We start from the raw sequence: 23645 nt of genomic DNA on the forward strand, positions 1-23645 counted from the left end.
CAGTCATTCTAAGTACGGTCATGCGCCTGCACTCGCCGTCCATGTCCGAGCTGCATGCGTTCGTGGCGGCGGCGCGGCTGGGCAGCTTCACCCTGGCCGCGCGGGAACTCTGCGTTACCCAGGGCGCCATCAGCCGCGCCATCTCGCGCCTGGAGACGCACTTCGGCCAGCCGCTCATGCGGCGCAACGCCCACGGCCTCGCGCTCACCGAAACCGGCCGCCGGCTGTATGAAGAAGCGCGCGAGCCGCTGGCCCGCATCGAAGCCCTGAGCGCCGAGCTGCGCGCCGCCGACCGCCGCCTGCGCCTGACGATCTCCAGCGTGCCCACGCTGGCCAGCGCCTGGCTGGTGCCCCGGCTGCCCGATTTCCACCAGCGCCACCCCGGCATCCAGCTCGGCTTTGCCGCCTACCGGCGCAACGAGGACTTTTCCGGCGCCACGCCCGACGCCAGCATTCTGTCGGGCGTCGAAGGCCAATGGCCCGGGTGGCAGGCCGACTACGTCATCGGCCGCGAAATGGTGGTCATCTGCCATCCGCAGCGGCTGGCGGCGCGGCGCGCCCGGGGGCTATGGAACACGCCGGCCGGCCTGCTGGACGAGCCGCTGCTCTACCACGGCAACGGCGTCGACAACTGGGCCTGGTGGTTTGCCGCCGCCGGCGTCGCGCCCGAGGGCGTGCGGCTGGCCAGCGGCTTCGACCAGGTTTCCATTCTGGTGCGCGCCGTCATGGCCGACATGGGCATCGCGGTGCTGCAGCGCTGCCTGGTGCGCGACGACATCGCGGCGGGCCGCGTGGCAGCGCCTTTTCCCGACCTGCCCTGCCGCATCGCCCGCGGCTACTACCTGTGCGCGCCCCCGCAGCGCCGCGACCACTACGCGCTGCGGTGCTTCCGCACCTGGCTGCTGGAAACCGCGGCGGCCGACCCCGATGTCGCCGGCGCCGCGGGGTCAGGCGGCTGAGCCGTCCGGCTCGCCGAAAGCGGCGGAACAAACAAAGGCGGGCCTCCAGGGCCCGCCTTCTCTGCTGCTCAATCGCCTTGCAACCGCCACCCGCGCTGTCGTGAACGACCCTCTCAGGGCGCCAGCTTGAAACCGAGGTCCACGCCCCACTTGTCCGTCTCGCGCAGCCACTTGGCGCCGCACACCAGGCATCGGAAGTGATCTTCGCGGCTTTCCTCGCGGCCTTTCTGCGTAGGGTGGGTGAATCCCTGATGACCGAGCTGGGCGTGCGGCGCAACCCCGGCAAGCCCGGGATGAATGCGTTGGCAAGCCTGGCACATAACGCTCATTGATGCTACCCCTTAAAAAAACTTACAAAAGTGTAAGGGATTTCACCAATATTTTTCTATCAAAATCCAGGTCCAAAAGGAAAGAATCTTGTTAGCGTGCTAACTTAATTACGTTTTGCAACTCTTCCAGGCACGTCGCCAGATGGTAGGGAGAGGTGGACGGCATGTCGCCGCGGGTGACCTGGCCCTGCCCGTCCAGGCATTCATGCCAGCCTCCCGGGTGCAGAAAATCCCGGTTGAAGCGGACCAGCGCCGGCTCCAGGACAGCCAGATCGCCAGTAGCCGCCAGCATGCGCAGATATTCGGTCTGGGCCCAGATGCGGCGCGTGTCGTCGAGCACGCCGCCGCGCATGTCGAGCGCGGCCCGCACCGAGCCGTCGTCTACCCCGTGGCGGCGGGCCCATGCCACCCCGCGCGGCAGGAAATCGGGCAATTCGAGGCCGTCGTAGACGTCTTGCGCGCCGTGCACCAGGGTCATCCACTCGAACTGGTGCCCGGGCTCGAGACGATTGTCCGCCGTCCCCATCGCCTCCTCGGCAATGCACTGTGAGGGCGGATGCAGGAATGCCGCCGCCACGGCCTGCCCCAGGCGGCGCAGGCGTTGCGCGAAAAGCGCCGGCTCGGCGATCTGCGCCGCCGCCAGGTAGGACTCCGTCAGGTGCATCATGGGGTTCTGCGCCGGGCCGCGCACGACCCGCCGCCAATCGGCGCCCAGCGCGCTGGCGTAGAGCTCATCGCCGGTGCGGAAATGCGCCTCGATGTGCTCCGCGGTCTCCAACATCAGCCGGCGCGCCTGCGCCGCGCGCGAGCTGCGGAAATAGGCCGCGCAGGCAAACACCACGAATGCATGCGTGTAGAGATCCTGGGTGTCGTCCAGCGGCTTGCCCTCGGCATCCACGCTGAACCGCCAGCCGCCGTGCTCCGCGTTGCGGAACGTGCGCGTCAGCGATTCGAAGAGCCTGCCGGCGTGCTCGCGCGCGCCCGGCGCCCGCGCGTTGGAGAAAACGTAGAGCTGGCGCGCGCACGCCATGGCGCGATAGCGCACCGGCGGCAAGGGCCGGCCGCTGGCCGCGTCCAGCGACTCGTAGGGCAGGCCCAGGGTCTGGTTGAACCCTGGGCCCATCCACATGGGAAGGATGAGGGAGTCGAAGTGATCGCCCAGCACACGGATGTGCCGCGCGAGCGGGGAATGGGTCTGTGCGGCGGCCATGTCGGAACGGCGGGTAATCCGGAAAGTGCGGCGTATCGCGGCGTGTCGGGATGTTTGCCGCGACGATGTCTCATGGAGGATTATCGCCGGAATTTCCGGGCCGGGCCGCCCTGGGGCACAGACCGGGCAGACTCGCTTTCAGTGCAAAACACACTAGCGAAAGATGTTCTCCTTGACCCAGTCTTGCGCGAACGCTTCCGCGCGATCCCGCGCCTCATCCAGCGAGGCGCAATTGCCCAGATGGGAAAAAGCGGCATCCACTTCCGTGCCGCCCTCGGCCGTCACCGTCAGCAATACGCCATATCCGCCGGTATCCATGGCCGCCGTGGAAACGTCGATCAGTACTTCCTGGTCGCGATGCTGCATGGGTTCCTCCCAGTCGGTTGCCTAAACGCGTCTGAACGCGTGAACCACGCGTGACGCCGCGGGTTTGCTCGCGAGCAGCCGCGCCAATGAATAGACATGCTTGCGTCACGCAAGTTCATCTTAACGGCAGCCGACCCTTCCGGATACGTCGGGAAGCAGCCAAATGGCACAGTAATTCACGGGAATTCGCCGCTGTTGCGCCACAATCGGGGAACGATGGGCGCAACAAACCAGACACAGTTGGCGAAATGTATCGCGGGCGCGATCAGCGGCGGTGGATAGCGGCGGGGTCTTCCATGCGCAGGGCCAGTTCGCCCTTGGCGGTGACGCGCCAGCGGCCGGGTCCGGCCGGCTCGATGCAGCGCAGGGTTTCGAGCGCCTGGAGCACGTCGGCGGGCACCTCGTCGGCCGGCCGGGCGTCCGCTTCGCCGCTTTCGGCGATCACGCGCAGCCACTCTCCCAATTCGCCCTTCTTGAAACGATGCAATGCCATGGAATCCTTCCTGCCAAACGCGGTAAAGATAGCACGCCGCGCGCTCAGGCAAGCAGCCTGGGCAGCGACGCCGCCAGCAGCGCGATGCCGGAGAGCGTCAGCAGCCCCAGCACGACCCGCCGGAATGCCGCATCGCTGATGCCCGTGTACACGCGCGTGCCCAGCCAGGCGGGCACCAGCATCGCGGGCAGGACCACCGCGAACTGCGGCAGCATGGCGGACGTGACCACGCCGGTGACGACATAGCCGATCATCGTCACCGCCAGCATGGACAGGTTGAAATTCTGGATGACGGCGCGCTGCGTATCGCGGTCGTATCCCCTCAAGGTGCACCACAGCGTGGGAATCACGCCGGTGAATCCGCCCAGCCCACCCATGACGCCGCCCATCAGCCCCGCCACGCCGTCGGCCGTGCGGCCGCCCACCGAAATGCGCGGCAGGCGGCCCGCGCAGAGCATGAGGGGGCACCAGACGGCCAGCAGCCCGCCGATGCAGGCTTTGAAGACCACGGGGTCGAGATAGGGCAGCACTTTCAATCCCAGGGGGATGCCAAGCAGGCCCCCGGCCACGAATGGCAGCAGCCGCGCCAGCGAGAAGCCCCGTCGCACCGTGAACGCCGCCAGCAACTGGCCGCTGAGCGCGCCGAACACCGCCATCGGCGCGGCCAGCCGGGGCTCCACCGTCCAGGCCCAGAACGACATGGCCACCATGCCGAACCCGAACCCCGACAGCCCCTGCACGAAGCCCGCGGCCATTGCGCCGGCCGCCAGCACCAGGTAAAGCTCGCCCATTCTTTCCCGCCCCTGCGGTCGTCAGCCGAAAGCGCCACATTCTACCGGCGCGGCGCGCCGCCGACGCTGCCCGGGCCAGGCGGCGCCCGGCTATATTCACGGCATAGATGAATTGAAAACCCGCCCCTTACAGGTGATTCATGCTGGACATCGATCTCGACGCCACGGACATCCGCATCCTCAACGAGCTCCAGCGCGACGCACGCCTCACCAACGTCGAACTCGCCTCCCGCGTGAATCTCTCGCCCTCCCCCTGCCTGGCGCGGGTCCGCCGCCTCGAATCCGAGGGCCTGATCGACCGGCGCGTCACGCTGCTCAATGCGCGCAAGCTCGGGCTCAAGGTGAACGTCTTCATTCAGATCTCGCTGGACAAGCAGCGCAAATCGACACTGGACACGTTCGAACGCGAAATCGCCGTGCTGCCCGAAATCATGGAGTGCTATCTCATGTCGGGCGACGCCGACTACCTGGTGCGCGCGCTGGTGCCCGACGTGGACGCGCTGGAGCGGCTGATCGTGCAGCACATCACGCGCATTCCCGGCGTGGCCAGCATACGCTCGAGCTTCGCGCTCAAGCAGGTGCTCTACACCACCGCGGTGCCCCTGCCCTGACGCTTGCGGCCCCGCAGCAGGCGGACCACAATGAAGCCACGGCCGCCGCGCGGACGGCCCCAGCATCGCAAAGGAGACCGCCATGCCAGAAACCGAATGGTTCCCGGGAAGCTCGCTGCCCGAACGCCAGGGCTATTTCGAAGTCGAATTCTCCACCGGCGAGGTCGAAATCACCCGCTATGGCATGCTGGGCTGGGAGCCCGAAGAAGAACGCGGCCACATCGTGCGCTGGCGGGGCCTGGATCCCAAGATCGAGGCCGCGGAAATCGAACGGGCCAACGCCCTGCGCGCCGGCGGCGATTCGCTGCTCGGCTGAAGCGCGCCGGATCGCGGGCGGCGCCCCCCGCACAAACGGCAAACGGGCCGGCGCGGCAGTCCCGCCGCGCCGGCCCGTTTGTTCGCGCAGAGGCGGGCGCGAAACGCCCGCCTTGCCGCGCTCAGAGATCCAGCTTGGAAATCTTGGTGCCCGCCAGCGAAACGCCGGCCATCAGGCCGCCATTGTTCATCACGAAGCCCACGATGGGCTGCTGGGCGGTGTTGGTGTCGATACGGCCGTTGGCGCCGATGTTGGCCACGGCCACCGTCGCGTCCGCGCCCACGGTCCACCCGTCGCTGTTGCGGAACTTGTTCAGCGCGTCATCCGTCATGAAAAGCAGCACCATTGCCTTGGACTGCGCGCCGGCCTGGAAGCCGATCGAGCCCGCCGTCGTGCTGTAGTAGCCCGCGGGAGCGCCGCCCACGCGCAGCACGCCCTTGCCGTGCTCGGCGCCGACGATGAAGCTGCCGCTCAGCACGTCGGGAAACACCAGCACGCCCTTGGCGCGCGCCACCAGTTCCTTGGACTGCGGCGAAGCCTCGTACAACCGGGTCAGCGTCGCGTTGGCCGCGCTGTTGAGCGACTGGCGCTGTTCCGTTGCCGTCGCGCTGGTCTTGGGCGGCGTAGCGGTGCAGCCGACGAAGAGCACGCTGGCCGCGCCCAGGGCGACAGCGATACTGGCACGACGAAAAGCAGGAAATGTGTCGAACATGGAACGCTCCTTGTTGTTGTACATCCTCAACCACTCTAATCGCATGGCGCGCGGCGGCAAGCCCGGGATTGTGATAAACGAAACAAAACATCAACGCCGCATGGCGGAATCTCCCCCTGCGGAGACGAACCGGCTGGCCCCGGATGCCGCTTCAGAGAATGCCATAGCGCGGCTCGCCGGTCGCCGGGTCGATGGACAGGATACCAGCCAGCACGAGTTCGGCATGGCGCAGCGCCGAGGCCATATCCGGAAAGGTCACGAAACGGGGCAGGGACCAGCGGGCCTCCAGCCCTCCATCCTCCCGCGACACGACAATCTCGATCGCCAGCACGCCCTTGTCCAACATCACCGCCTCGCCCCGCACCATGAACCCATCGATATAACGACGCGGCCCAGCCGCCATCTTCGCCCCCTATCCGGACCAGGCCCCACGCCTGCGACATGACGCAAGATTCTTTCCTTGAAAGGCTTTGTTTTCAAGAGGTTACGAATCACTAGTTCATCTAGTAGCTTTGCATCTTGCGCGCCCGGGCGCCCGGCCCCTCATCCTTTTGCACGATACCCATCCTCCGGCGCCGGCCTACCATAGAAACCAAGAGGGAAAACCCGAAGCCCGGCCGCGGGGCCGGCTGACGCATCCTGTGGAGGAAATCCATCATGGCATTCGGCTCACGCTTGTCCGACGTCATTCTCGAAGTGTCCGGGGCGTCCACGGTGCGCGTGGAGCGCCGCCTGCTGCGCCTGCGCCCGACCGACGTGCAATCGCCGCCGCGCAGCCTGTACCGATGCAGCCTGCCGACCGGCGAAACGGTGGAATGGCTGGGCGCAACGCGTTATCGCCTGCCCGACGGGCGCGTCGGCGTGGCGGTCGCACATGAACGGCCCATCCGGCGGCCGCCGGATTGGTCATAGCGAAGTGGTGGCGACAAACGCCCGGCCGCAATAAGCGCCGTGAAGACGGCATCGACGACGGGACGCCAATACGGGAGATGAAAGCGGAGCCTCGAAACTGCAATCTTCTACCCCGTCGCCGCGCGGAAAAGATAATCGCCCGCCCCGCCGCGATAAACCCTTGAGCGCCATCAGCAATAACCGGTCTTGGCGCAATCACTTAATGATTAATTGCTCGCATTTTTTTTGCGCCGAGTCTCGTCCCTCGCCCCTCGCCCCTCGTCCCTTGCCCCCCTGCCCGCAAAAAAACCGTTGAAAATGACAAAGGCCGTCAGTGATTTCTCACTGACGGCCTTTAGAACAATGGTCGGGACGGCGGGATTCGAACTCGCGACCCCTTGCACCCCATGCAAGTGCGCTACCAGGCTGCGCTACGCCCCGAAAGAAAAAGAGTATAGCAGAACTAAATTTTGTTTGCACGCCTTCGCGCAAAAAATTCGCTCGCCCCCAAAAAATTTCCATTGCCGGTCCCGCGCGATTGCCCGGAACCGCACCCGCAAAAAAAACGGCGCGCCGTCCGGAGCGACGAATCGTCCGGCCGGCGCGCGTGGCCGCCATCGGACGGCCATGGTTCTCGCGCGTCAGTGCGCCTGCGCGGCCTGCGGCGGGTTCGGAGCCGCCGCGGGATTCGCGCCGGCATGTCCGCTCAGCGCCTCGGCCAGCAGCGCCGACACATTGCCCAGCTCGGTGCGCAGCGATTGCAGTTCCGCGCCGGACAGGCGCACCGCCGCGTCCTGGTCATGCGGCATGTCGCGCGTATCGCCCAGGCGGTTGCGCGCGCCGCTGATGGTGAAACCTTGCTCGTACAGCAGCGAGCGGATGCGGCGGATGAGCAGCACCTCGTGGTGCTGGTAATAACGCCGGTTGCCGCGGCGCTTGACAGGCTTGAGCTGCGTGAACTCCTGCTCCCAGTAGCGCAGGACGTGCGGCTTGACGCCGCACAGCTCACTCACCTCGCCAATCGTGAAATAACGCTTGGCGGGAATGGGCGGTAAGGTAACGGTGGATTCGGAACGTGTCATAAGAGAATTTTATGCCGCGATGCGACGTGCGCCGATAACAATTACCGACAAAGCGTATCACTCCGCCGTTTCCGGCTCGGGCGGGACCGCCTGCTCCACGACGCTCTTCAGCTTCTGGCTGGCATGGAAAGTGACGACGCGACGGGCGGCGATGGGAATGGTTTCGCCGGTCTTGGGATTGCGTCCGGGGCGCGGCGGTTTGTCGCGCACCTGGAAATTGCCGAATCCCGACAGCTTGACGGATTCGCCGCGGGCCAGGGCGTCGCGGATCTCTTCAAAGAAGGTGTCCACGATGTCCTTCGCTTCGCGCTTGTTCAGGCCGACCCGCTCGAAGAGCAGCTCGGCCAGTTCGGCCTTGGTCAGAGTGCGTGGCTCGGCAAGCATGATTTCCCCCTGTTCAGGCGCGCTGGCGGGCGCCGTGGGCGTGCACCAGGGCATCCTTGATGCGGGCAAGGCAATCGGCCACCCGGGCCTCGTCCAGCGTGACTTCAGTGTCCTGTAGCCAGAAGCGGAAGGCAAGGCTTTTCTCGGCCGCGGGCGCCGCGCCATCCTGGCTCTTTTCGCGCCACACGTCGAAGAGCCGCGCGTCCTGCACCACCGACAGTTGCGGGTCCGCCTTGACGGCCGCCGCGACGGTATCCAGCATGGATTGCGCGGTAACGCCGGCGTCCACCCACAGGGCCAGGTCGCGCACGACCACGGGCTGGCGCGAAAGCTCGCGCACCTGGGGCAGTTCTCCGGCCGCCAGAGCGTCCACGTCCAGCTCGAACACCACGGGCGCGTGCTGCAGGTCGGCCTGCTGCGCCCAGCGCGGATGCAGTTCGCCGATCCAGCCCACCGTGCGGCCGTCAAGCTCGATGCGCGCGCTGCGGCCCGGATGCAGGGCCGGATGCTGGGCGGCCTCGAAACGCAGCCGGGGGCCGCGCGCGCCGAACAGCGCCTGCACATCCATCTTCGCATCATAGAAATCGACCAGGCGCGCCGGCGCGCCCCACTGCTCCTCGACGGCCGGGCCCCAGGCCGCGCCGGCCAGCTTCAGGGGCTGGCGCACGCCGGCCACTTCGAGCGGACCGTCCTGCGCGGCATCGTCGCGCAAGAACACGCGGCCAAGCTCGAACAGGCGCACGCGCGACTGCTTGCGATTGGCGTTGTGGCGAATGTTGGCCACCAGGCCGCCGATGAGGCTGGACCGCATGACCGAGAGGTGGCTGGCGATGGGGTTCACCAGACGCACGGGATTGACGTTGCCTGCGTAGTCGCGCTCCCAGTCGGCCTCCACGAAGCTGTAGTTCACCACTTCCTGGTAGTCCTGCGCGGCCGCCAGGCGGCGCAGCGCGTGGTTGCCGCGGCGCACCTCGGGCTGCGAGTACATCTTGGCGCGCGCCATGGGCGGCACGTCGGGGATGCGCTCGAAGCCATAGATGCGCGCGACTTCCTCGATCAGGTCTTCCTCGATTTCAATGTCGAAGCGGTACGAGGGCGGAATGACGACGAAGTCCTCGCCTTCGATGCGGTAGTCCAGGCCCAGGCTGGCGAAAATCCGGCCCACCTCCGTCTGCGCGACCGGCACGCCCAGCACGCGGTGGCAGCGCGCCAGCCGCATGCGCACGGGCTCGCGCCTCGGCAGGTTGACGATCTGGTCATCGAGCGGGCCGGCCTGGCCGCCGCAGATGTCGACAATCAGGCGCGTGATGAACTCGATGTGCTCGGGGATGGTGGCATAGTCCACGCCCCGCTCGCCGCGATGGCTGGCCTCGGAGCTGAACTTGTAGCGGCGCGCGCGGCCGGCCAGGGCCTGCGGCCACCAGAACGCGGCTTCCAGGTAGATGTTGGTGGTATCGAGCGTGACGGCCGTGGCTTCGCCGCCCATGATGCCGGCCAGGCTCTCGACCTGGTCGCCGCAGGCCACCACGCCGACCTTGGGATCGAGCGTCACGGTCTGGCCATTGAGCAGCTCCAGGGTTTCGCCCTCGCGCGCCCAGCGCACGGTGATGCCGCCCTGGATCTTGTCGAGGTCGAACACGTGCGAGGGACGCCCCAGCTCCAGCATCACGTAGTTGGAGATGTCCACCAGGGCCGACACGGAACGCTGGCCGGCGCGCTCGAGCCGGGTCTTCATCCAGGCGGGCGTGGCGGCGCGGGCATTCACGCCGCGGATCACCCGGCCGCCGAAGCGGCCGCACAGGTCGGGCGCCTCGACCTTCACGGGCAGGCGCTCGTCCAGCGTGACGGGCACGGCCGCCGCGGTCGGCACCGACAGCGGCGCGCCGGTCAGGGCGGCAACCTCGCGGGCCACGCCGAGTATCGACAGGCAATCGGCACGGTTGGGCGTGAGCTTCAGCGTGAACAGCGTGTCGTCCAGGTCGAGCGCCTCGCGCAGGGACTGGCCGGGCGTCAGGCCGGCCGGCAGTTCCAGCAGGCCGGCATGGTCCTGCGACAGGCCGAGTTCGCGCGCCGAGCACAGCATGCCCGAGGATTCCACGCCGCGCATCTTCGCGACGCCGATCTTCATGCCGCCGGGCAGTTCGGCGCCCACGCGCGCCAGCGGCACGGTCAGGCCCGCGGCCGCGTTGGGCGCGCCGCAGACGATCTGCAGCAGCGCGCCGGAACCGTCGTCGACCTGGCACACGCGCAGCTTGTCCGCATTCGGATGCGGCGCGATTTCCGCAATGCGCGCCACCACCACGCCCGAGAACGGGGGCGCGGCCGGCACGGTTTCTTCGACCTCCAGGCCGGCCATGGTGAGCCGGTGCGCGAGTTCGTCGGTTGCGATCGGGGGATTGACCAGCGTACGCAGCCAGGATTCGGGAAATTGCATGATCTGCCCTGAATTATTCGTTGAACTGGCGCAGGAAGCGCAAATCGCCTTCGTAGAACTGGCGCAGGTCGTTCACGCCGTAGCGCAGCATCGTCAGGCGTTCCAGCCCGGAGCCGAAGGCGAACCCGATATAGCGCTCGGGGTCGAGGCCGAAATTGCGCACCACCTGGGGATGCACCTGCCCCGAGCCGGAAATCTCCAGCCAGCGGCCGCGGTTGGGTCCCGAGGTGAACATCATGTCGATTTCGGCCGAGGGTTCGGTGAAGGGGAAGAACGACGGGCGGAAACGCACGACGAGATCGTCGCTCTCGAAGAAGCAACGCAGGAAATCGGTATACACGCCCTTCAGGTCGGCGAAGGAAATGTCCTCCGCGATCCAGAGCCCTTCCACCTGGTGGAACATGGGCGAGTGCGTGGCGTCGCTGTCGACGCGGTAGGTGCGCCCCGGCGCGATGACCTTGATGGGCGGCTTGTGCATGCGCGCGTAGCGCACCTGCATGGGGCTGGTGTGGGTGCGCAGCAGCAGCGGCAGCCCTTCGGCGTCTTTCATGTCGACGTAGAAGGTGTCCTGCATGGAGCGCGCCGGGTGGTCCAGCGGATTGTTCAGCGCGGTGAAGTTGGTCCAGTCGTTCTCGATCTCGGGGCCGTCGGCCACGTCGAAACCGATGGAGCGGAAAATCTCTTCCACGCGCTCCCAGGTGCGGATCACCGGATGGATGCCGCCCGGCGCGCGGCCGCGTCCCGGCAGCGTGACGTCGATGGTTTCGGAAGCCAGCCGGGCGTCGAGCTCGGCCTGCGCCAGCTCGGCGCGGCGCGCGTTGAGCAGCTCTTCGACCTTCTGCTTGGCCTGATTGATACGGCCGCCCATCTCGCGCTTCTGCTCGGGGTCGAGCTTGCCCAGCCCCTTGAGCAGCACCGTGAGCGCCCCTTCCTTGCCCAGGAAGCGGGCCTTGGCGTTTTCGAGCGAGGCGGCGTCCGTGGCCGCGGCGAACCGTTCTTGAGCCTGGGAAACCAGGTCGTCAACCGATAGAGTCATGAAATCCAGCCTTCAAAACGCAAACGGGGCCTTTACAGCCCCGTTTGCAGCGATGCGCGATGAAAGAACGCGATCAGGCAGCCAAGGCCGCCTTGGCTTGCTGCACGATGGCGGCGAAGCCCGCCTTGTCGCGCACGGCCAGATCGGCCAGCACCTTGCGATCCAGCTCGATCGCGGCCTTCTTCAGGCCGGCGATGAACACGCTGTAGCTGACGCCATGCTCGCGCACGGCGGCGTTGATGCGGGTGATCCACAGGGCGCGGAAGGTGCGCTTCTTGTTGCGGCGGTCGCGGTAGGCGTATTGGCCGGCGCGCATGACCGCCTGCTTGGCGACGCGGAACACATTGCCGCGGCGGCCGCGGTAACCCTTGGCGGCGGCGATGACTTTCTTGTGGCGGGCGCGGGCGGTAACGCCGCGTTTGACGCGAGGCATAGTAGATCTCCCTTAGATCAAGCGAAAGGCATCATGGCCTTGACGGAGGCCACGTTGGTTTCATGGACCGCAGCCGAACCGCGCAGCTGGCGCTTGTTCTTCGTGGTCTTCTTGGTCAGGATGTGACGCTTGAACGCCTGACCACGCTTGATGGATCCGCTGCCGCGAACCTGAAAGCGCTTGGAGGCGCTTTTCTTGGTTTTCATCTTGGGCATGATGATTCCCTAAAAACTCATTGTTGATTTGACATGGCGCGAGGTGCCCGCCGCAGCGGCCCGCCCGGGATTCCGGCAGACTCTGATGGCTGCGCCAGGACTTTCGTGACCTGTTGCCACTTCTGTGGTACTGCTTTGGGGTACTGCTCTTGCTGGGGTACTGCTCTTGCGTTACTGCTTTCAGTGCTGCTTCCGGGCATGGCTCCGTCCGCAGCGTTTCCCCTCCCCGTCAGTAAGCCTGCCGGATCCGGGAAAGCCTTTGATTATATGGTGATTTCCCTGATTTTGTCGAGCGGGGCCCCGCGCGGGTTCAATCGCCCGGGCGGCGGTACTGCACGGCCTGGGCCACATGGCGCGCGGACAGGCGCTCCGCCTCCTCCAGATCGGCGATGGTGCGCGCCACCCGCAGCGCCCGGTGCATTGCCCGGGCCGAGCCGCCCAGCCGCCGCATGGCCTGCAGGAGCAGGTCGCGCGCGGCGCCTTCCAGCGGGCAATGCCGCTCCAGCGCCGGGCCTTCCAGGCGCGCATTGGGCACGCCCTGGCGCGCCATTTGCCGCAGGCGGCACGCCGCGACCCGCGCGCGGACCGCGTCCGACGTTTCGCCGGGCGCGGCGTCCAGCGCCGCGAGGTCGGTGGGCGGCAGGGCAATGTGCAGATCGATGCGGTCCAGCAGCGGCCCCGAGACGCGCGAGGCATAGCGGGCGGCCTGGTCGGGCGTGCAGGCGCACGATCTCGCGGGGTGCCCGCGCCAGCCGCAGGGACAGGGATTCATGGCCGCCACCAGCTGGAACCGGGCCGGGAAAACCGCGCGCGCCAGCGATCGCGAAATCACCACCCTGCCCGCTTCCAGCGGCTCGCGCAGGGCCTCCAGGCTGGCCCGGCTGAATTCGGGAAGCTCGTCGAGGAACAGCACGCCGTTGTGCGCCAGGCTGATCTCGCCCGGCCGCGGGCGGCTGCCTCCGCCCACCAGCGCCGCCGCCGAGGCGCAATGATGGGGCGCGCGGAACGGCGGCGCGGCGGCCGGCGCATCGGCCAGGCCAGCCAGCCCCGCCACGGCGGCCGTTTCCAGCGCCTGCATGCGCGACAGCGGCGGCAGCAGCCCGGGCAGGCGTTGCGCAAGCATGCTCTTGCCCGCGCCCGGCGGCCCCACCATGAGCAGGCTGTGCGCGCCCGCCGCCGCGATTTCCAGCGCCCGCCGCGCCGCCGGCTGCCCGCGCACGTCGGACAGGCAGGGAACCGGCTCCCCGGCCGGCCAGGGACGCGGCACCGCGTCGGGCAGACCGCGCGCGCCGGCCAGGTGGGCCGCCACGTCGGCCAGCGTCCTGGCCGACAGCACGCGCAGGCCGGGCACCCAGGCCGCATGCTCGGCGCTGCCGGCGGGCAGGATCAGCGTGCCGCCCGGCAGATCGCCGGCCACGCCCAGCGCAATGGCGAGGGGCGCGGCCACGGGAACCAGGGCGCCGGTCAGGGACAGCTCGCCCGCCAGCACCAGGTCGGCCCATGGGGCGGGGCCGTCGCTCGCCGCAGCCTCGGCGAGTTGGCCGGAGGCCAGCAGCAGGCCCACGGCCATGGGCAGGTCGAAGCGGCCCGACTCCTTGGGCAGGTCGGCCGGGGACAGGTTGACGGTAATGCGTCCGGGCGGAAACTCGAAGCCGCTGTTGATGAGCGCGGCTCGGACCCGTTCCCGGCTTTCGCGCACCTCGGTGTCGGCCAGGCCCACGATGTTGAAGCTGGGCAGGCCCGGTCCCAGATGGGTCTCCACGCGCACGGCGAGCGCATTCAGTCCGCACAGGGCGCGGCTGGCGAGTACGGCCAGGGTCAATCTAGAGTCTCCGCAGATGTCCTGCGGCGAGTATGCACAAGAAACGGGCCGCGTTCGGGCGGCCCGTGACATTTGCGTCAGCCCCTTGCGCGGGGCCGCGGCGCGTTATTTGGCGTCCAGGGCCGCCAGACGCTCTTCCAGTTGCTGGACCTGCGCGGCCAGCTGGTCGACCCGGGCGCGGGTGCGCGCGAGCAGGTCGGCCTGCACGTCGAACTCCTCGCGCGTGACGAGGTCGAGCCGCGCGAACGCCTGCGTCATCATGGCGCGGACATTGCGCTCGACATCGGCGGCCGGACTGCGCGCGATGAGATCGGAAATGTTCTTCTGAAGATCTTCCATCCATTGGGTGCGGTTGTTCATGGCGGCCTCCCTGCCGTTACTGCTATCTGAAACTCGCGATAACGCAAGTGTAGTGCCTGCGGGAGCCGGGCACGGCCGCCGCGCAAAAAAAGTGGGCGGACCGCTTGCGGTGACCGCCCATCAAAGCACAGGAGAAAACCGGGCTGCCCGCGTGGCAACCCCCTACCAACAATCCGCGCCCGGCCATGCCGGACGGCTCGGCGCCTGGCGCGGAAACCGGAAACAGCCCCCTCGCCTTACACACCGTACTGGATCGATTCTTCTGCACGCCGGGCCGCGCAACAAGCGAGTCCGTGTAAACCCTCGTATCAGGCCGGACCCGCGCCGGGCCGTTTCCGCGGCCCGGACCGCCGGCGCCGGCGCCGGGCCCCGCCGCCGCGCGAGCCCCGGCCCGCCTGCGTTTGCCGCCCGCCCGGGCCGGCCGGCGGCGCGTCTCCGCCTTTCCCGCGGGCCGCGCAAACGCGCGGCCACGCCCCAAGAAACCGCAACAATTCCTCAAGAAAACAGTACGTTTGGTTGCAAGACCGTAATTCACCACGTTTTGCACCGAAGCGATGCGACCGGCCTGGTTTGGCACCATTGCAGTGCCTGACCAGCGGCTGCCGGCACAACTTCGGCGCGTTCCCCCCGGACGGCGGCGGAACCGCCGCATGGCACGGATATTGCTTGAATGACGGAGCCAACGTGCAACCACGAGAGGAAACGCCATGAAACTCATCATCGCCATCATCAAGCCCTTCAAGCTCGACGAAGTGCGGGTGGCCCTGTCCGCGATCGGTGTGCAGGGACTCACCGTTACCGAGGTCAAGGGATTCGGCCGCCAGAAGGGCCATACCGAGCTGTATCGCGGCGCCGAATATGCCGTCGATTTCCTGCCCAAGCTGCGGGTCGAAGCCGCGGTGCCCGATCATCTGGTCGACCAGGTCATCGAAGCCATCGAGCAGGCCGCGCGCACCGGCAAGATTGGCGACGGCAAGATTTTTACCGCCCCGCTCGAACAAGTGATCCGCATCCGCACAGGCGAGGCCGGCGAAGCAGCGCTGTAAATAAATAAAGACTCATTGGAGCCTGAAAAAATGGATAAAGCAGATATTTCCTGGTTGCTCGTCTCTACCCTGCTTGTACTGATGATGGCCGTACCCGGCCTGGCGATGTTCTATGGCGGCCTGGTGCGCAGCAAGAATGTGCTGTCGGTGTTGCTGCAAGTGCTCTGCACGTTCGCGCTGGCCCTGGTGCTCTGGTTCATCTACGGCTATTCGCTGGCTTTCACGGAAGGCAACGCCTTCTTCGGCGGCCTGTCGCGCGTCTTCTTCTCCGGCATCTTCACGCCGGCCGACGGCAAGTTCGCCATGTCCAACAGCCTGACCGAGTTGCTGTTCGCCTCGTTCCAGGCCACGTTCGCGGGCATCACCTGCGCGCTGGTCGTGGGCAGCTTCGCCGAGCGCGCGCGCTTCTCCGCCGTGCTGGTCTTCACCGCGATCTGGTTCACCTTCGCCTACGTGCCCATCGCGCACATGGTCTGGTTCGCGTCCGAAACCGCGCCTGGCCTGCTCAATGCGCGCGGCGCGCTGGACTTCGCCGGCGGCACGGTGGTGCACATCAACGCGGGCATCGCCGGCCTGGTGGGCGCCTACGTCGTGGGCAAGCGCGTGGGCTACGGCCGCGAGGCCATGCAGCCGCACAACCTGCCCATGACTTACGTCGGCGCCATGCTGCTGTGGGTGGGCTGGTTCGGCTTCAACGCCGGCTCCTCGCTGGCCGCCAACGAAGGCGCCACGCTGGCCTTCTTCAACACCATGATCGCCACCGCGGGCGCCGTGCTGGCCTGGCTCTTCACCGAGTGGGCCGTCAAGGGCAAGCCCTCGATGCTGGGCGCGGCCTCGGGCGCCGTGGCCGGCCTGGTGGGCATCACTCCGGCCGCCGGCCTGGTGGGCCCGGCGGGCGCGCTCATCATCGGCATCGCCGCCGGCATCATCTGCGTGTGGGGCGTGAACGGCCTGAAGCGCCTGCTGCGCGCCGACGATGCGCTGGACGTGTTCGGCGTGCACGGCGTGGGCGGCATCGTAGGCGCCCTGCTGACCGGCGTGTTCAACGCCCAGGCCCTGGGCGGCCCGGGCCTGGCCGAGCCCGGCATGATCCTGGGCCAGGTGTGGGTGCAGCTCGAAGGCGTGCTGCTGACCATCGTGTGGTCGGCCATCGTGGCCTGGATCGCCTACAAGATCGCCAACGCCCTGTGCGGACTGCGCGTGCCCGAAGACCAGGAACGCGAGGGCCTGGACGTCACCAGCCACGGCGAATCGGCCTACCACAGCTGATCAGGCCCCCGCGCTTCCCGGCCCCTGAGGCGCCGGGAGGCCGCCGGCCCCAAGCAAAACGCCCGCGGGAATGCCTTCCCGCGGGCGTTTTGCCTTTCGTGCCGCTTGCGCGCCGTCAGTCGAGTTCGTCGAGGTCCACGGGCAGCGCGCGGTTCAGCGCCGCGGCCACTTTCACCCGCAGGGCGTTGGAATGCGCGCGCCGGATTTCGCGCTTGACGTCGAGCAGTTGCTGCGGGTGCATGGAGAACTCCGTCAGGCCCAGCCCGAGCAGCAGCCGCGTCATCCGCGCATCGCCCGCCATCTCGCCGCATACCGCGACGGGCTTGCCGGCCCGCTCGCCGGCGTTGATGGTGTTGGCCACCAGCCGCAGCACCGCCGGGTGCAGCGGATCGTACAGCCCCGCCACGTCGTGGTCGCCGCGGTCGATGGCCAGCGTGTACTGGATCAGGTCGTTGGTGCCGATGGAAAGAAAATCCAGCGCCTGCGCGAAGGGTTCGATGGCGATGGCGATAGCCGGCACTTCCACCATGGCGCCCACGTCCATGCGGGCCGCGTAGGGCTGCCCCCGGGCGTCGAGCTCGCGCCGCGCCGATTCGAGGGCGGCGCGCGCGGCCACCACTTCGTGCATGTGCGCGATCATGGGAATGAGCAGGCGCACCGGCCCGTGCGCCGAGGCCCGCAGAATGGCGCGCAACTGCGTGGCGAACATCTCGGGGCGCGCCAGGCAATACCGTATGGCGCGCTGGCCGAGAGCCGGATTGGTGGCCACGGTGGCCTCGCCGTCCAGGGTCTTGTCCGAGCCGATATCCAGCGTGCGGATGGTAACGGGACGCCCCGCCATCACCTTCACGACGGAAGCGTAGGCCTCGTACTGCTCTTGCTCGCCCGGCAGGTCGGGCCGCCCCATGAAAAGGAACTCGCTGCGGAACAGGCCGATGCCGTCGGCGCCGGCGGCCAGCGCGAGCGGCGCCTCTTCGGGCAGCTCGATATTCGCGTGCAGCGCCACGTGGATGCCGTCCAGCGTGATGGATGGCTCGTCGCGCAGCAGGCTGAGCTCGGCGCGCTCGTGGGCATAGGCGGCCTGCCGCCCCCGGTATTCGGCCAGAATGCGGTCCGAGGGATTGACGAGCACGGTGCCCGACGCGCCGTCGACGATGAGCATGTCGCCGTCGCGCACCAGTTCGCGCACGTTGCCCATGGCCACCACGGCGGGCACGCCCATGCTGCGCGCCACGATGGCGGTGTGCGAGGTCGGCCCGCCCAGGTCGGTGACAAAGGCGGCGAAACGCCCGCCGCGCAGGCGCAGCATGTCGGCCGGCGAGATGTCGTGCGCCACCACGACCAGCGCCTCGTCGCCGTCGATCTTGCCCATGTCGGGCAGAATGGCCGAGGTGCCGGCCAGCACGTGCAGCACGCGCTCGATCACTTGGCGCACGTCTGCGCCGCGCTCGCGCAGGTACTCGTCTTCCATGGCGTCGAACTGCTGGCCCAGTATCTGGCCCTGCGTGGTCAGCGCCCATTCGGCGTTGTAGTGGCGTTCGGCGATGAGCGCCAGCGTCTGCTCGGCCAGCAGCGGGTCGCCCAGCAGCAGGCTGTGGACGTTGAGCATGGCGCCCAATTCGCGCGGCGCGTCGGCCGGCAGCGTGTCGGCCAGCTGCAGCAGCTCCTGCCGGGCCGAGGCGAGGGCCTGGGTCAGGCGCTCGCTTTCGGCGGACACGTCTTCCGGCGAAATGCGGTAGTGCGCGACTTCCAGCGCCGCCGCGCCCATGACCACGGCGCGGCCGATGGCGTAGCCTTTGGCGACGCCCTTGCCATAAAGACAAACGACGGGGCCGGCCGAGCCAGCCCCGTCGCCTTGACGGTTGGGGGTCGCAGGCGCGCCGGCCCGGGCAGAGGCTGCCGCCGGGCCGGCCGCTTCAGGGGATTTGCTATTCCTGCTCACCGAATTTGCTGTCAAACAGGGTTTCGATTTCAGCGAGCGCCTGGTCGGCGTCGCTTCCCGAGGCTTCGATTCTCACCGTGACGCCCAGGCCCGCGGCCAGCATCATGACACCCATGATGCTCTTGGCGTTTACGCGCTGCGCGCCGCGCGAAATGAAGATCTCGCTGCTGAACTTGCTGGCGAGCTGCGTGAGTTTTGCCGCCGCCCGCGCGTGCAAGCCCAATTTATTGCTGATGACAATGTCTTTATTAGGCATAGGAAATCTTTTTATGGCCGCGGCCTCGTCCGCGGGGAAACAGCGAAACCACGCGCCGCCCTTCGGCGACAAGGATCACGCCGACATGATAGGGCAAATCCGCAGCCGTCAGTCTACACGCAAGCAACCCTGCACCCCGCCGGCCAGCGCTTTTTCGCGGGTTTCGGCCAGGGAGAGGTTGCGATAGGTGAGCGCCCGCAGCAGCATGGGCGTGTTGAGTCCGGCGAGCACGCAGCATTGCACGCCCTGGGCCTGCGCATCGCCTACGGCTCGCTTGGCGATGTTGGCCGGCGTGGCGCCGATGAGGTCGGTGAGCACCAGCACGCCAGCTCCGCGGTCCTGGTCGAGTATGTCCTTGAGCACCGCGGGCGCGAGATCGTCGGGCTTGTCTTCGGGCTGGATGTCGTGGATGGCCAGCATGCCGTCCAGGTCGCCCATGACGTGGCTGGCGCAATCGCGCATGGCCGCGCCCAGGGGCGCGTGCACGACGATGACGATTCCGGTGGTCATGGCAGAATCGCGGCGGCTCAGGCCGCCGCCCGTTCCAGCGCCTGGGCAAACATGCCGGCCACGTCGAAGCCGGTTTGCTCGGCGATTTCCACGAAACAGGTGGGACTGGTGACGTTGACTTCGGTGACGTAATCGCCGATGACGTCCAGCCCCACCAGCAACAGGCCGCGCTCGGCCAGCCGCGGCGCAACCGCCACGGCGATCTGGCGATCGCGCGGCGACAGCTCGCGCGCCACGCCGCGACCGCCGGCGGCCAGATTGCCGCGCGTCTCGCCGGCCAGCGGAATGCGGGCCAGGCAATAGGGCACGGGTTCGCCGCCGATCAGCAGGATGCGCTTGTCGCCCTGCACGATCTCGGGAATGTAGCGCTGCGCCATGATGGTGCGCGCGCCGTTGTCGGTAAGCGTCTCCAGGATGGCGTTGAGATTGGGGTCTTGCGGCTGCAGCCGGAACACGCCCGTGCCGCCCATGCCGTCCAGGGGCTTCACGATGACGTCGCGATGCTTCTCATGAAAGGCCTTGAGGCGGACCATGTTGCGGGTCACCAGCGTGGGCGCGGTGAACTCGCTGATTTCCGTGATGGCCAGCTTCTCGGGATGGTTGCGGATGGCGGCCCCGCTGTTGAACACCTTGGCGCCCTGGGCCTGCGCGTACTCGAGCAGGTGGGTGGAATACACGTATTCCATGTCGAAGGGCGGATCCTTGCGCATGACCACCGCGCCGAAAGACGACAGTGCCGCATCGCGCGCCGGAGATTCGCGCCACCAGTCGTGGCCATGCAGGTCGGCGCCGGCAACCAGCTCGATGGGCGTGGCGAGGGCCTTGACCACGCCCTCGTCGATGTAGAGATCTCCCTGCATCGCGACGCTGAGCGTGTGGCCGCGCGCCGCCAGGGCGCGCATCATGGCGACGGAGCTATCCTTGTACGCCTTCAGGAGGGGCAAGGGATCCAGAACGAACAAAACATGCATCGCGGCATCCTGAACGTGCGCCACCTTCCCAAGACGGGAAGGCAGCCAGGGGACAATCGTAGCGCAGTGCCGCCCAATAAGCGAACCCGCCGCCCACGAAGTGGACGGCGGGCAGGGATGGCGGGCCGATCGGGCGTGTCGAGTTCAGCGGACCGGTCAGGCGGCCGACTCGGATTTGCCGGAGACGGCCTTTTTCTTGGGCGCCAGCACCATGACCATTTGACGGCCTTCGAGCTTCGGCATGGCTTCCACCTGGGCCAGTTCCACCAGGTCGTCGCGCACACGCTCAAGCACCCGCATGCCCAGTTCCTGGTGAGCCATTTCGCGGCCGCGGAACCGCAGCGTCACCTTGGCCTTGTCGCCCTCTTCCAGGAAGCGGCGCAGGTTGCGCAGCTTGACCTGGTAGTCGCCCTCGTCGGTGGCGGGACGGAACTTGACTTCCTTGACCTGGATGACCTTCTGCTTGGCGCGGGCCTCGGCCTGGCGCTTCTGCTCCTGGTACTTGAACTTGCCGTAGTCCATCAGACGGCAGACCGGCGGCTCGGCGTTGGGCGCGATTTCCACCAGATCCACGTCGTGTTGCTCGGATAGACGAAACGCCTCGGCGATCTTGACGATGCCGAGCTGCTCCCCGTCCAGACCTATCAGACGCACCTCGGGGACGCGGATTTCACCGTTGATGCGATTGGCTTTTTCAGTGGCGATGTTGAAAGCTCCTAGAAATGTTAAGCAGCGCTGCCCTGGGGTTGGGCCACGTCGCGGCGCAGGGAAACGTCTTCGGACAGGCGCGCGACGAAATCGTCGAGCGGGATGGCCCCCAGATCCAGTCCTCCCAGGCCGCGCACGGCGACGGTGCCGTTTTGCTTTTCCTTGTCGCCCACGACGAGGATGTATGGCACCTTTTGCAGGCTGTGCTCCCGGATTTTACGGGTGATTTTTTCGCCACGCAAATCGGACTCGACCCTAAAGCCTTGTTTTTTCAGGCTTTGCGCAATCTGGGCGGCATAATCGGCCGAAGGCTCGGAAATGCAGCACACCACGGCCTGCACCGGGGCCAGCCAGGGCGGCATGGCGCCGGCGTGGTTTTCGATCAGCATGCCGATGAAACGCTCCAGCGAACCCAGGATGGCGCGATGCAGCATCACCGGATGGCGGCGCTGGTCGTTCTGGTCGACGTACTCGGCGCCCAGGCGCACGGGCATGGAGAAATCGACCTGGATCGTGCCGCACTGCCAGTGCCGGCCGATGGCGTCCTTGAGCGTGTATTCGATCTTGGGGCCATAGAACGCCCCCTCGCCCGGCGAGATCTCGAATTCGCAGCCCGTGCGGCGCAGGCTTTCCATGAGCGCCGTTTCGGCCTTGTCCCAGACTTCGTCCGAGCCGATGCGCTTTTCGGGACGCGTGGCCACCTTGTACAGCACTTCGGTAAAGCCGAAGTCGCGGTAGACCTTCTGCAGCAGCGCCGTGAAATCGGCGCATTCGTCCTGGAGCTGGTCTTCGGTACAGAAAATGTGGCCGTCGTCCTGCGTGAAGCCGCGCACCCGCATCATGCCGTGCAGCGAGCCCGAGGGCTCGTTGCGGTGGCACTGGCCGAATTCGCCGTAGCGCAGGGGCAGTTCGCGGTACGAATGCAGCCCGGCGTTGAAGATCTGCACGTGGCCGGGGCAGTTCATGGGTTTCAGGCCATAGACGCGGTTCTCGGACTCGGTCGTGAACATGTTTTCACGGTAGTTGTCCCAATGCCCCGTCTTCTTCCAGAGGGAAATGTCCAGGATCTGCGGCGCCTTCACTTCCTGGTAGCCGTTGTCGCGGTACACGGCACGCATGTACTGCTCGACCTGCTGCCACAGGGCCCAGCCCTTCGGGTGCCAGAAAATGAGGCCCGGCGCCTCGTCCTGGAAATGGAATAGATCGAGTTCGCGGCCGATCTTGCGGTGGTCGCGCCGCTCGGCTTCCTCGAGCATGTGCAGGTAGGCGTCCTGCTCTTCCCTGGTGGCCCAGGCCGTGCCGTAGATGCGCTGGAGCATCTCGTTCTTGCTGTCGCCGCGCCAGTAGGCGCCGGCCACCTTCATCAGCTTGAAAACTTTCAGCTTGCCCGTGGAGGGCACGTGCGGGCCGCGGCACAGGTCGACGAAATTGCCCTCGCGGTACAGGCTCAGCGTTTCGTTCGACGGAATCGAGGCGATGATCTCGGCCTTATAGTCTTCGCCGATGCTCTTGAAGAACGCCACCGCATCATCGCGCGACCACTCCTCGCGCGTGACGGCTTCGTCTTTGCGCGCCAGCTCGGCCATCTTTTTCTCGATGGCGGCCAGGTCCTCGGGCGTGAAGGGACGCTTGTACGAAAAGTCGTAGTAGAAGCCGTTGTCGATGACCGGGCCGATGGTGACCTGGGCGTCGGGAAACAGTTCCTTGACCGCGTAGGCAAGCAGGTGCGCGGTGGAGTGACGGATCATGTCGAGCCCGTCGGCGTCCTTGGCGGTGACGATGGCCAGGCTGGCGTCGCCCTCGATGCGGTAGCTCGTGTCGACCAGCTTGGGGGCCGAGCCCTCGAAGGCGACGCGGCCGCCCAGGGCGGCCTTGGCCAGCCCGGCGCCGATCGACTGCGCCACTTCGGCGACCGTGACCGGTCCGGGATACTGGCGCTGCGAACCATCGGGCAATGTGATCTGTACCATCGGAATGCTTCCTGGGTTTCTGGGAACTGAAAATACGCGAACAAAAACGAAAAACGCGGCTTGAGCCGCGTTCGTCTGGAAACTTGCTGAGTCTTACCGCCGACCTGGCACGGTGAAACCCGACGCACGAAAACTTAACGCGACATGGGGCGAAAGTTCCGGGTCGTAGTTCGTGCCAGCGGGAGAAACATGATGCCTTGAACCTGTGGGCGGACGCCTGCCGCGCAATGGACGGTCGATAACATGACCGATTGTAGCACCAACTGCGCGCAATCCGTGGCAAATGCGCCACAGGCGATCCGCCCGGCCCGTCTGCCCCCTCCGGCTTCCCCTTCCCCGCCAAACGGCGCCCCGCCCGCAATGAATCGGTCCGATATTGAGCCGTTTCGCGGCCACGTCGGGCCTTGAAAACGTAATCTCCCCTCGCCAAGTCTCGGACTGATCGTCGCCGCCCGCGGCCGGCTCGCCAGGGTCGGCCGCGGGCGTGTTCTTCATGAATTGCGGAGTACCGATGAGAGCTGCATCAGCG

General features: G+C 67.0%; 27 protein-coding genes and 1 tRNA gene. 6 read left to right on the top strand and 22 right to left on the bottom strand.

The window, feature by feature from the left end; genetic code table 11:
- The first annotated feature begins 20 nt into the window (after nt 1-20).
- Nucleotides 21-959 carry a LysR substrate-binding domain-containing protein gene (locus NGJ44_RS20535; protein ID WP_053245043.1) on the top strand — a complete coding sequence of 313 codons (939 nt, stop codon included), beginning with the start codon at nt 21-23 and terminating at the stop codon, nt 957-959.
- Between the two features lie 113 nt (nt 960-1072).
- On the opposite strand, the gene NGJ44_RS20540 is transcribed toward NGJ44_RS20535, so the two are convergent.
- The 5 genes from NGJ44_RS20540 to NGJ44_RS20560 all read right to left on the bottom strand — a co-directional run bounded on the left by NGJ44_RS20540 (nt 1073) and on the right by NGJ44_RS20560 (nt 4148).
- The gene (locus tag NGJ44_RS20540; RefSeq protein WP_053245042.1) at nt 1073-1288 is read right to left on the bottom strand and encodes a hypothetical protein; all 216 of its coding nucleotides are present in this window, start codon (nt 1286-1288) and stop codon (nt 1073-1075) included.
- Nucleotides 1289-1379: 91 nt separating this feature from the next.
- Nucleotides 1380-2498 (bottom strand): AGE family epimerase/isomerase, encoded by a 1119-nt coding sequence (locus NGJ44_RS20545; RefSeq protein ID WP_053245041.1) that lies wholly within the window; start codon nt 2496-2498, stop codon nt 1380-1382.
- Nucleotides 2499-2651: 153 nt separating this feature from the next.
- Entirely contained in the window at nt 2652-2864 is a 213-nt protein-coding gene (locus tag NGJ44_RS20550) for a hypothetical protein (RefSeq protein ID WP_053245040.1), read from the bottom strand.
- Nucleotides 2865-3129: 265 nt separating this feature from the next.
- On the bottom strand, nt 3130-3357 hold the full coding sequence (locus NGJ44_RS20555) for a hypothetical protein (protein WP_053245039.1): 228 nt from the start codon (nt 3355-3357) through the stop codon (nt 3130-3132).
- Between the two features lie 44 nt (nt 3358-3401).
- On the bottom strand, nt 3402-4148 hold the full coding sequence (locus tag NGJ44_RS20560) for a sulfite exporter TauE/SafE family protein (RefSeq protein ID WP_251865515.1): 747 nt from the start codon (nt 4146-4148) through the stop codon (nt 3402-3404).
- Nucleotides 4149-4288: 140 nt separating this feature from the next.
- Between NGJ44_RS20560 and NGJ44_RS20565 the strand changes: the two genes are divergently transcribed.
- Both NGJ44_RS20565 and NGJ44_RS20570 read left to right on the top strand, forming a co-directional pair.
- The gene (locus NGJ44_RS20565) at nt 4289-4759 is read left to right on the top strand and encodes an Lrp/AsnC family transcriptional regulator (protein ID WP_053245037.1); all 471 of its coding nucleotides are present in this window, start codon (nt 4289-4291) and stop codon (nt 4757-4759) included.
- Between the two features lie 82 nt (nt 4760-4841).
- On the top strand, nt 4842-5075 hold the full coding sequence (locus NGJ44_RS20570) for a hypothetical protein (RefSeq protein ID WP_053245036.1): 234 nt from the start codon (nt 4842-4844) through the stop codon (nt 5073-5075).
- A gap of 121 nt (nt 5076-5196) precedes the next feature.
- Here NGJ44_RS20570 and NGJ44_RS20575 read toward each other — a convergent pair whose 3' ends face one another.
- Complete coding sequence (locus tag NGJ44_RS20575; RefSeq protein ID WP_251865517.1) at nt 5197-5787, bottom strand: BPSL1445 family SYLF domain-containing lipoprotein; 591 nt, start codon at nt 5785-5787, stop codon at nt 5197-5199.
- Between the two features lie 151 nt (nt 5788-5938).
- Nucleotides 5939-6136 (bottom strand): hypothetical protein, encoded by a 198-nt coding sequence (locus tag NGJ44_RS20580; RefSeq protein ID WP_251865519.1) that lies wholly within the window; start codon nt 6134-6136, stop codon nt 5939-5941.
- Between the two features lie 308 nt (nt 6137-6444).
- Between NGJ44_RS20580 and NGJ44_RS20585 the strand changes: the two genes are divergently transcribed.
- On the top strand, nt 6445-6699 hold the full coding sequence (locus tag NGJ44_RS20585; protein WP_053245034.1) for a hypothetical protein: 255 nt from the start codon (nt 6445-6447) through the stop codon (nt 6697-6699).
- 343 nt (nt 6700-7042) lie between these two features.
- Here NGJ44_RS20585 and NGJ44_RS20590 read toward each other — a convergent pair.
- The 9 genes from NGJ44_RS20590 to NGJ44_RS20630 form a co-directional block, all read right to left on the bottom strand.
- A tRNA-Pro gene (locus NGJ44_RS20590) sits at nt 7043-7119 on the bottom strand.
- A 200-nt stretch (nt 7120-7319) separates the two neighbouring features.
- Nucleotides 7320-7760, bottom strand: a complete 441-nt coding sequence (locus tag NGJ44_RS20595) for a MerR family transcriptional regulator (RefSeq protein WP_251865521.1) — start codon at nt 7758-7760, stop codon at nt 7320-7322.
- Between the two features lie 57 nt (nt 7761-7817).
- Entirely contained in the window at nt 7818-8144 is a 327-nt protein-coding gene (locus tag NGJ44_RS20600) for an integration host factor subunit alpha (RefSeq protein WP_053245050.1), read from the bottom strand.
- A 13-nt stretch (nt 8145-8157) separates the two neighbouring features.
- Complete coding sequence (pheT, locus tag NGJ44_RS20605; protein WP_251865523.1) at nt 8158-10578, bottom strand: phenylalanine--tRNA ligase subunit beta; 2421 nt, start codon at nt 10576-10578, stop codon at nt 8158-8160.
- Between the two features lie 13 nt (nt 10579-10591).
- The gene (pheS, locus tag NGJ44_RS20610) at nt 10592-11614 is read right to left on the bottom strand and encodes a phenylalanine--tRNA ligase subunit alpha (RefSeq protein WP_053245031.1); all 1023 of its coding nucleotides are present in this window, start codon (nt 11612-11614) and stop codon (nt 10592-10594) included.
- Between the two features lie 73 nt (nt 11615-11687).
- Nucleotides 11688-12047, bottom strand: coding sequence for a 50S ribosomal protein L20 (gene rplT / locus NGJ44_RS20615; protein ID WP_251865525.1), 360 nt, complete (start codon nt 12045-12047; stop codon nt 11688-11690).
- Between the two features lie 17 nt (nt 12048-12064).
- Nucleotides 12065-12262, bottom strand: coding sequence for a 50S ribosomal protein L35 (gene rpmI / locus NGJ44_RS20620; protein ID WP_012249552.1), 198 nt, complete (start codon nt 12260-12262; stop codon nt 12065-12067).
- Between the two features lie 310 nt (nt 12263-12572).
- A complete protein-coding gene (locus tag NGJ44_RS20625) occupies nt 12573-14084 on the bottom strand; it encodes a YifB family Mg chelatase-like AAA ATPase (protein ID WP_251865526.1) in 1512 nt (503 codons plus the stop codon).
- Between the two features lie 105 nt (nt 14085-14189).
- Entirely contained in the window at nt 14190-14444 is a 255-nt protein-coding gene (locus tag NGJ44_RS20630) for an accessory factor UbiK family protein (protein ID WP_251865528.1), read from the bottom strand.
- A 707-nt stretch (nt 14445-15151) separates the two neighbouring features.
- Here NGJ44_RS20630 and NGJ44_RS20635 point away from each other — a divergent pair.
- Both NGJ44_RS20635 and amt read left to right on the top strand, forming a co-directional pair.
- Nucleotides 15152-15490 carry a P-II family nitrogen regulator gene (locus tag NGJ44_RS20635; protein WP_053244588.1) on the top strand — a complete coding sequence of 113 codons (339 nt, stop codon included), beginning with the start codon at nt 15152-15154 and terminating at the stop codon, nt 15488-15490.
- A gap of 30 nt (nt 15491-15520) precedes the next feature.
- The gene (gene amt, locus NGJ44_RS20640; protein ID WP_053244587.1) at nt 15521-16759 is read left to right on the top strand and encodes an ammonium transporter; all 1239 of its coding nucleotides are present in this window, start codon (nt 15521-15523) and stop codon (nt 16757-16759) included.
- A gap of 115 nt (nt 16760-16874) precedes the next feature.
- Here the strand turns inward: amt and ptsP are convergent, their stop codons facing one another.
- The 6 genes from ptsP to thrS form a co-directional block, all read right to left on the bottom strand.
- Nucleotides 16875-18701, bottom strand: coding sequence for a phosphoenolpyruvate--protein phosphotransferase (gene ptsP, locus NGJ44_RS20645; RefSeq protein WP_286012418.1), 1827 nt, complete (start codon nt 18699-18701; stop codon nt 16875-16877).
- Nucleotides 18688-18957: an HPr family phosphocarrier protein gene (locus NGJ44_RS20650; protein ID WP_053244586.1), complete on the bottom strand. Its 270-nt coding sequence runs from the start codon at nt 18955-18957 to the stop codon at nt 18688-18690. Before NGJ44_RS20650 ends, ptsP begins: the two co-directional genes overlap by 14 nt.
- Nucleotides 18958-19065: 108 nt before the next feature.
- Entirely contained in the window at nt 19066-19467 is a 402-nt protein-coding gene (locus tag NGJ44_RS20655) for a PTS sugar transporter subunit IIA (protein ID WP_053244585.1), read from the bottom strand.
- 17 nt (nt 19468-19484) lie between these two features.
- Nucleotides 19485-20438 carry a glutathione synthase gene (gshB, locus tag NGJ44_RS20660; RefSeq protein ID WP_053244584.1) on the bottom strand — a complete coding sequence of 318 codons (954 nt, stop codon included), beginning with the start codon at nt 20436-20438 and terminating at the stop codon, nt 19485-19487.
- 156 nt (nt 20439-20594) lie between these two features.
- Nucleotides 20595-21143, bottom strand: a complete 549-nt coding sequence (gene infC / locus NGJ44_RS20665; protein WP_082308293.1) for a translation initiation factor IF-3 — start codon at nt 21141-21143, stop codon at nt 20595-20597.
- Between the two features lie 20 nt (nt 21144-21163).
- Nucleotides 21164-23116 (bottom strand): threonine--tRNA ligase, encoded by a 1953-nt coding sequence (thrS, locus tag NGJ44_RS20670; RefSeq protein WP_053244582.1) that lies wholly within the window; start codon nt 23114-23116, stop codon nt 21164-21166.
- Between the last annotated feature and the right edge of the window lie 529 nt (nt 23117-23645).

Source organism: Achromobacter sp. Marseille-Q4962 (assembly GCF_943737005.1).
Taxonomy (GTDB): Bacteria; Pseudomonadota; Gammaproteobacteria; order Burkholderiales; family Burkholderiaceae_B; genus Achromobacter.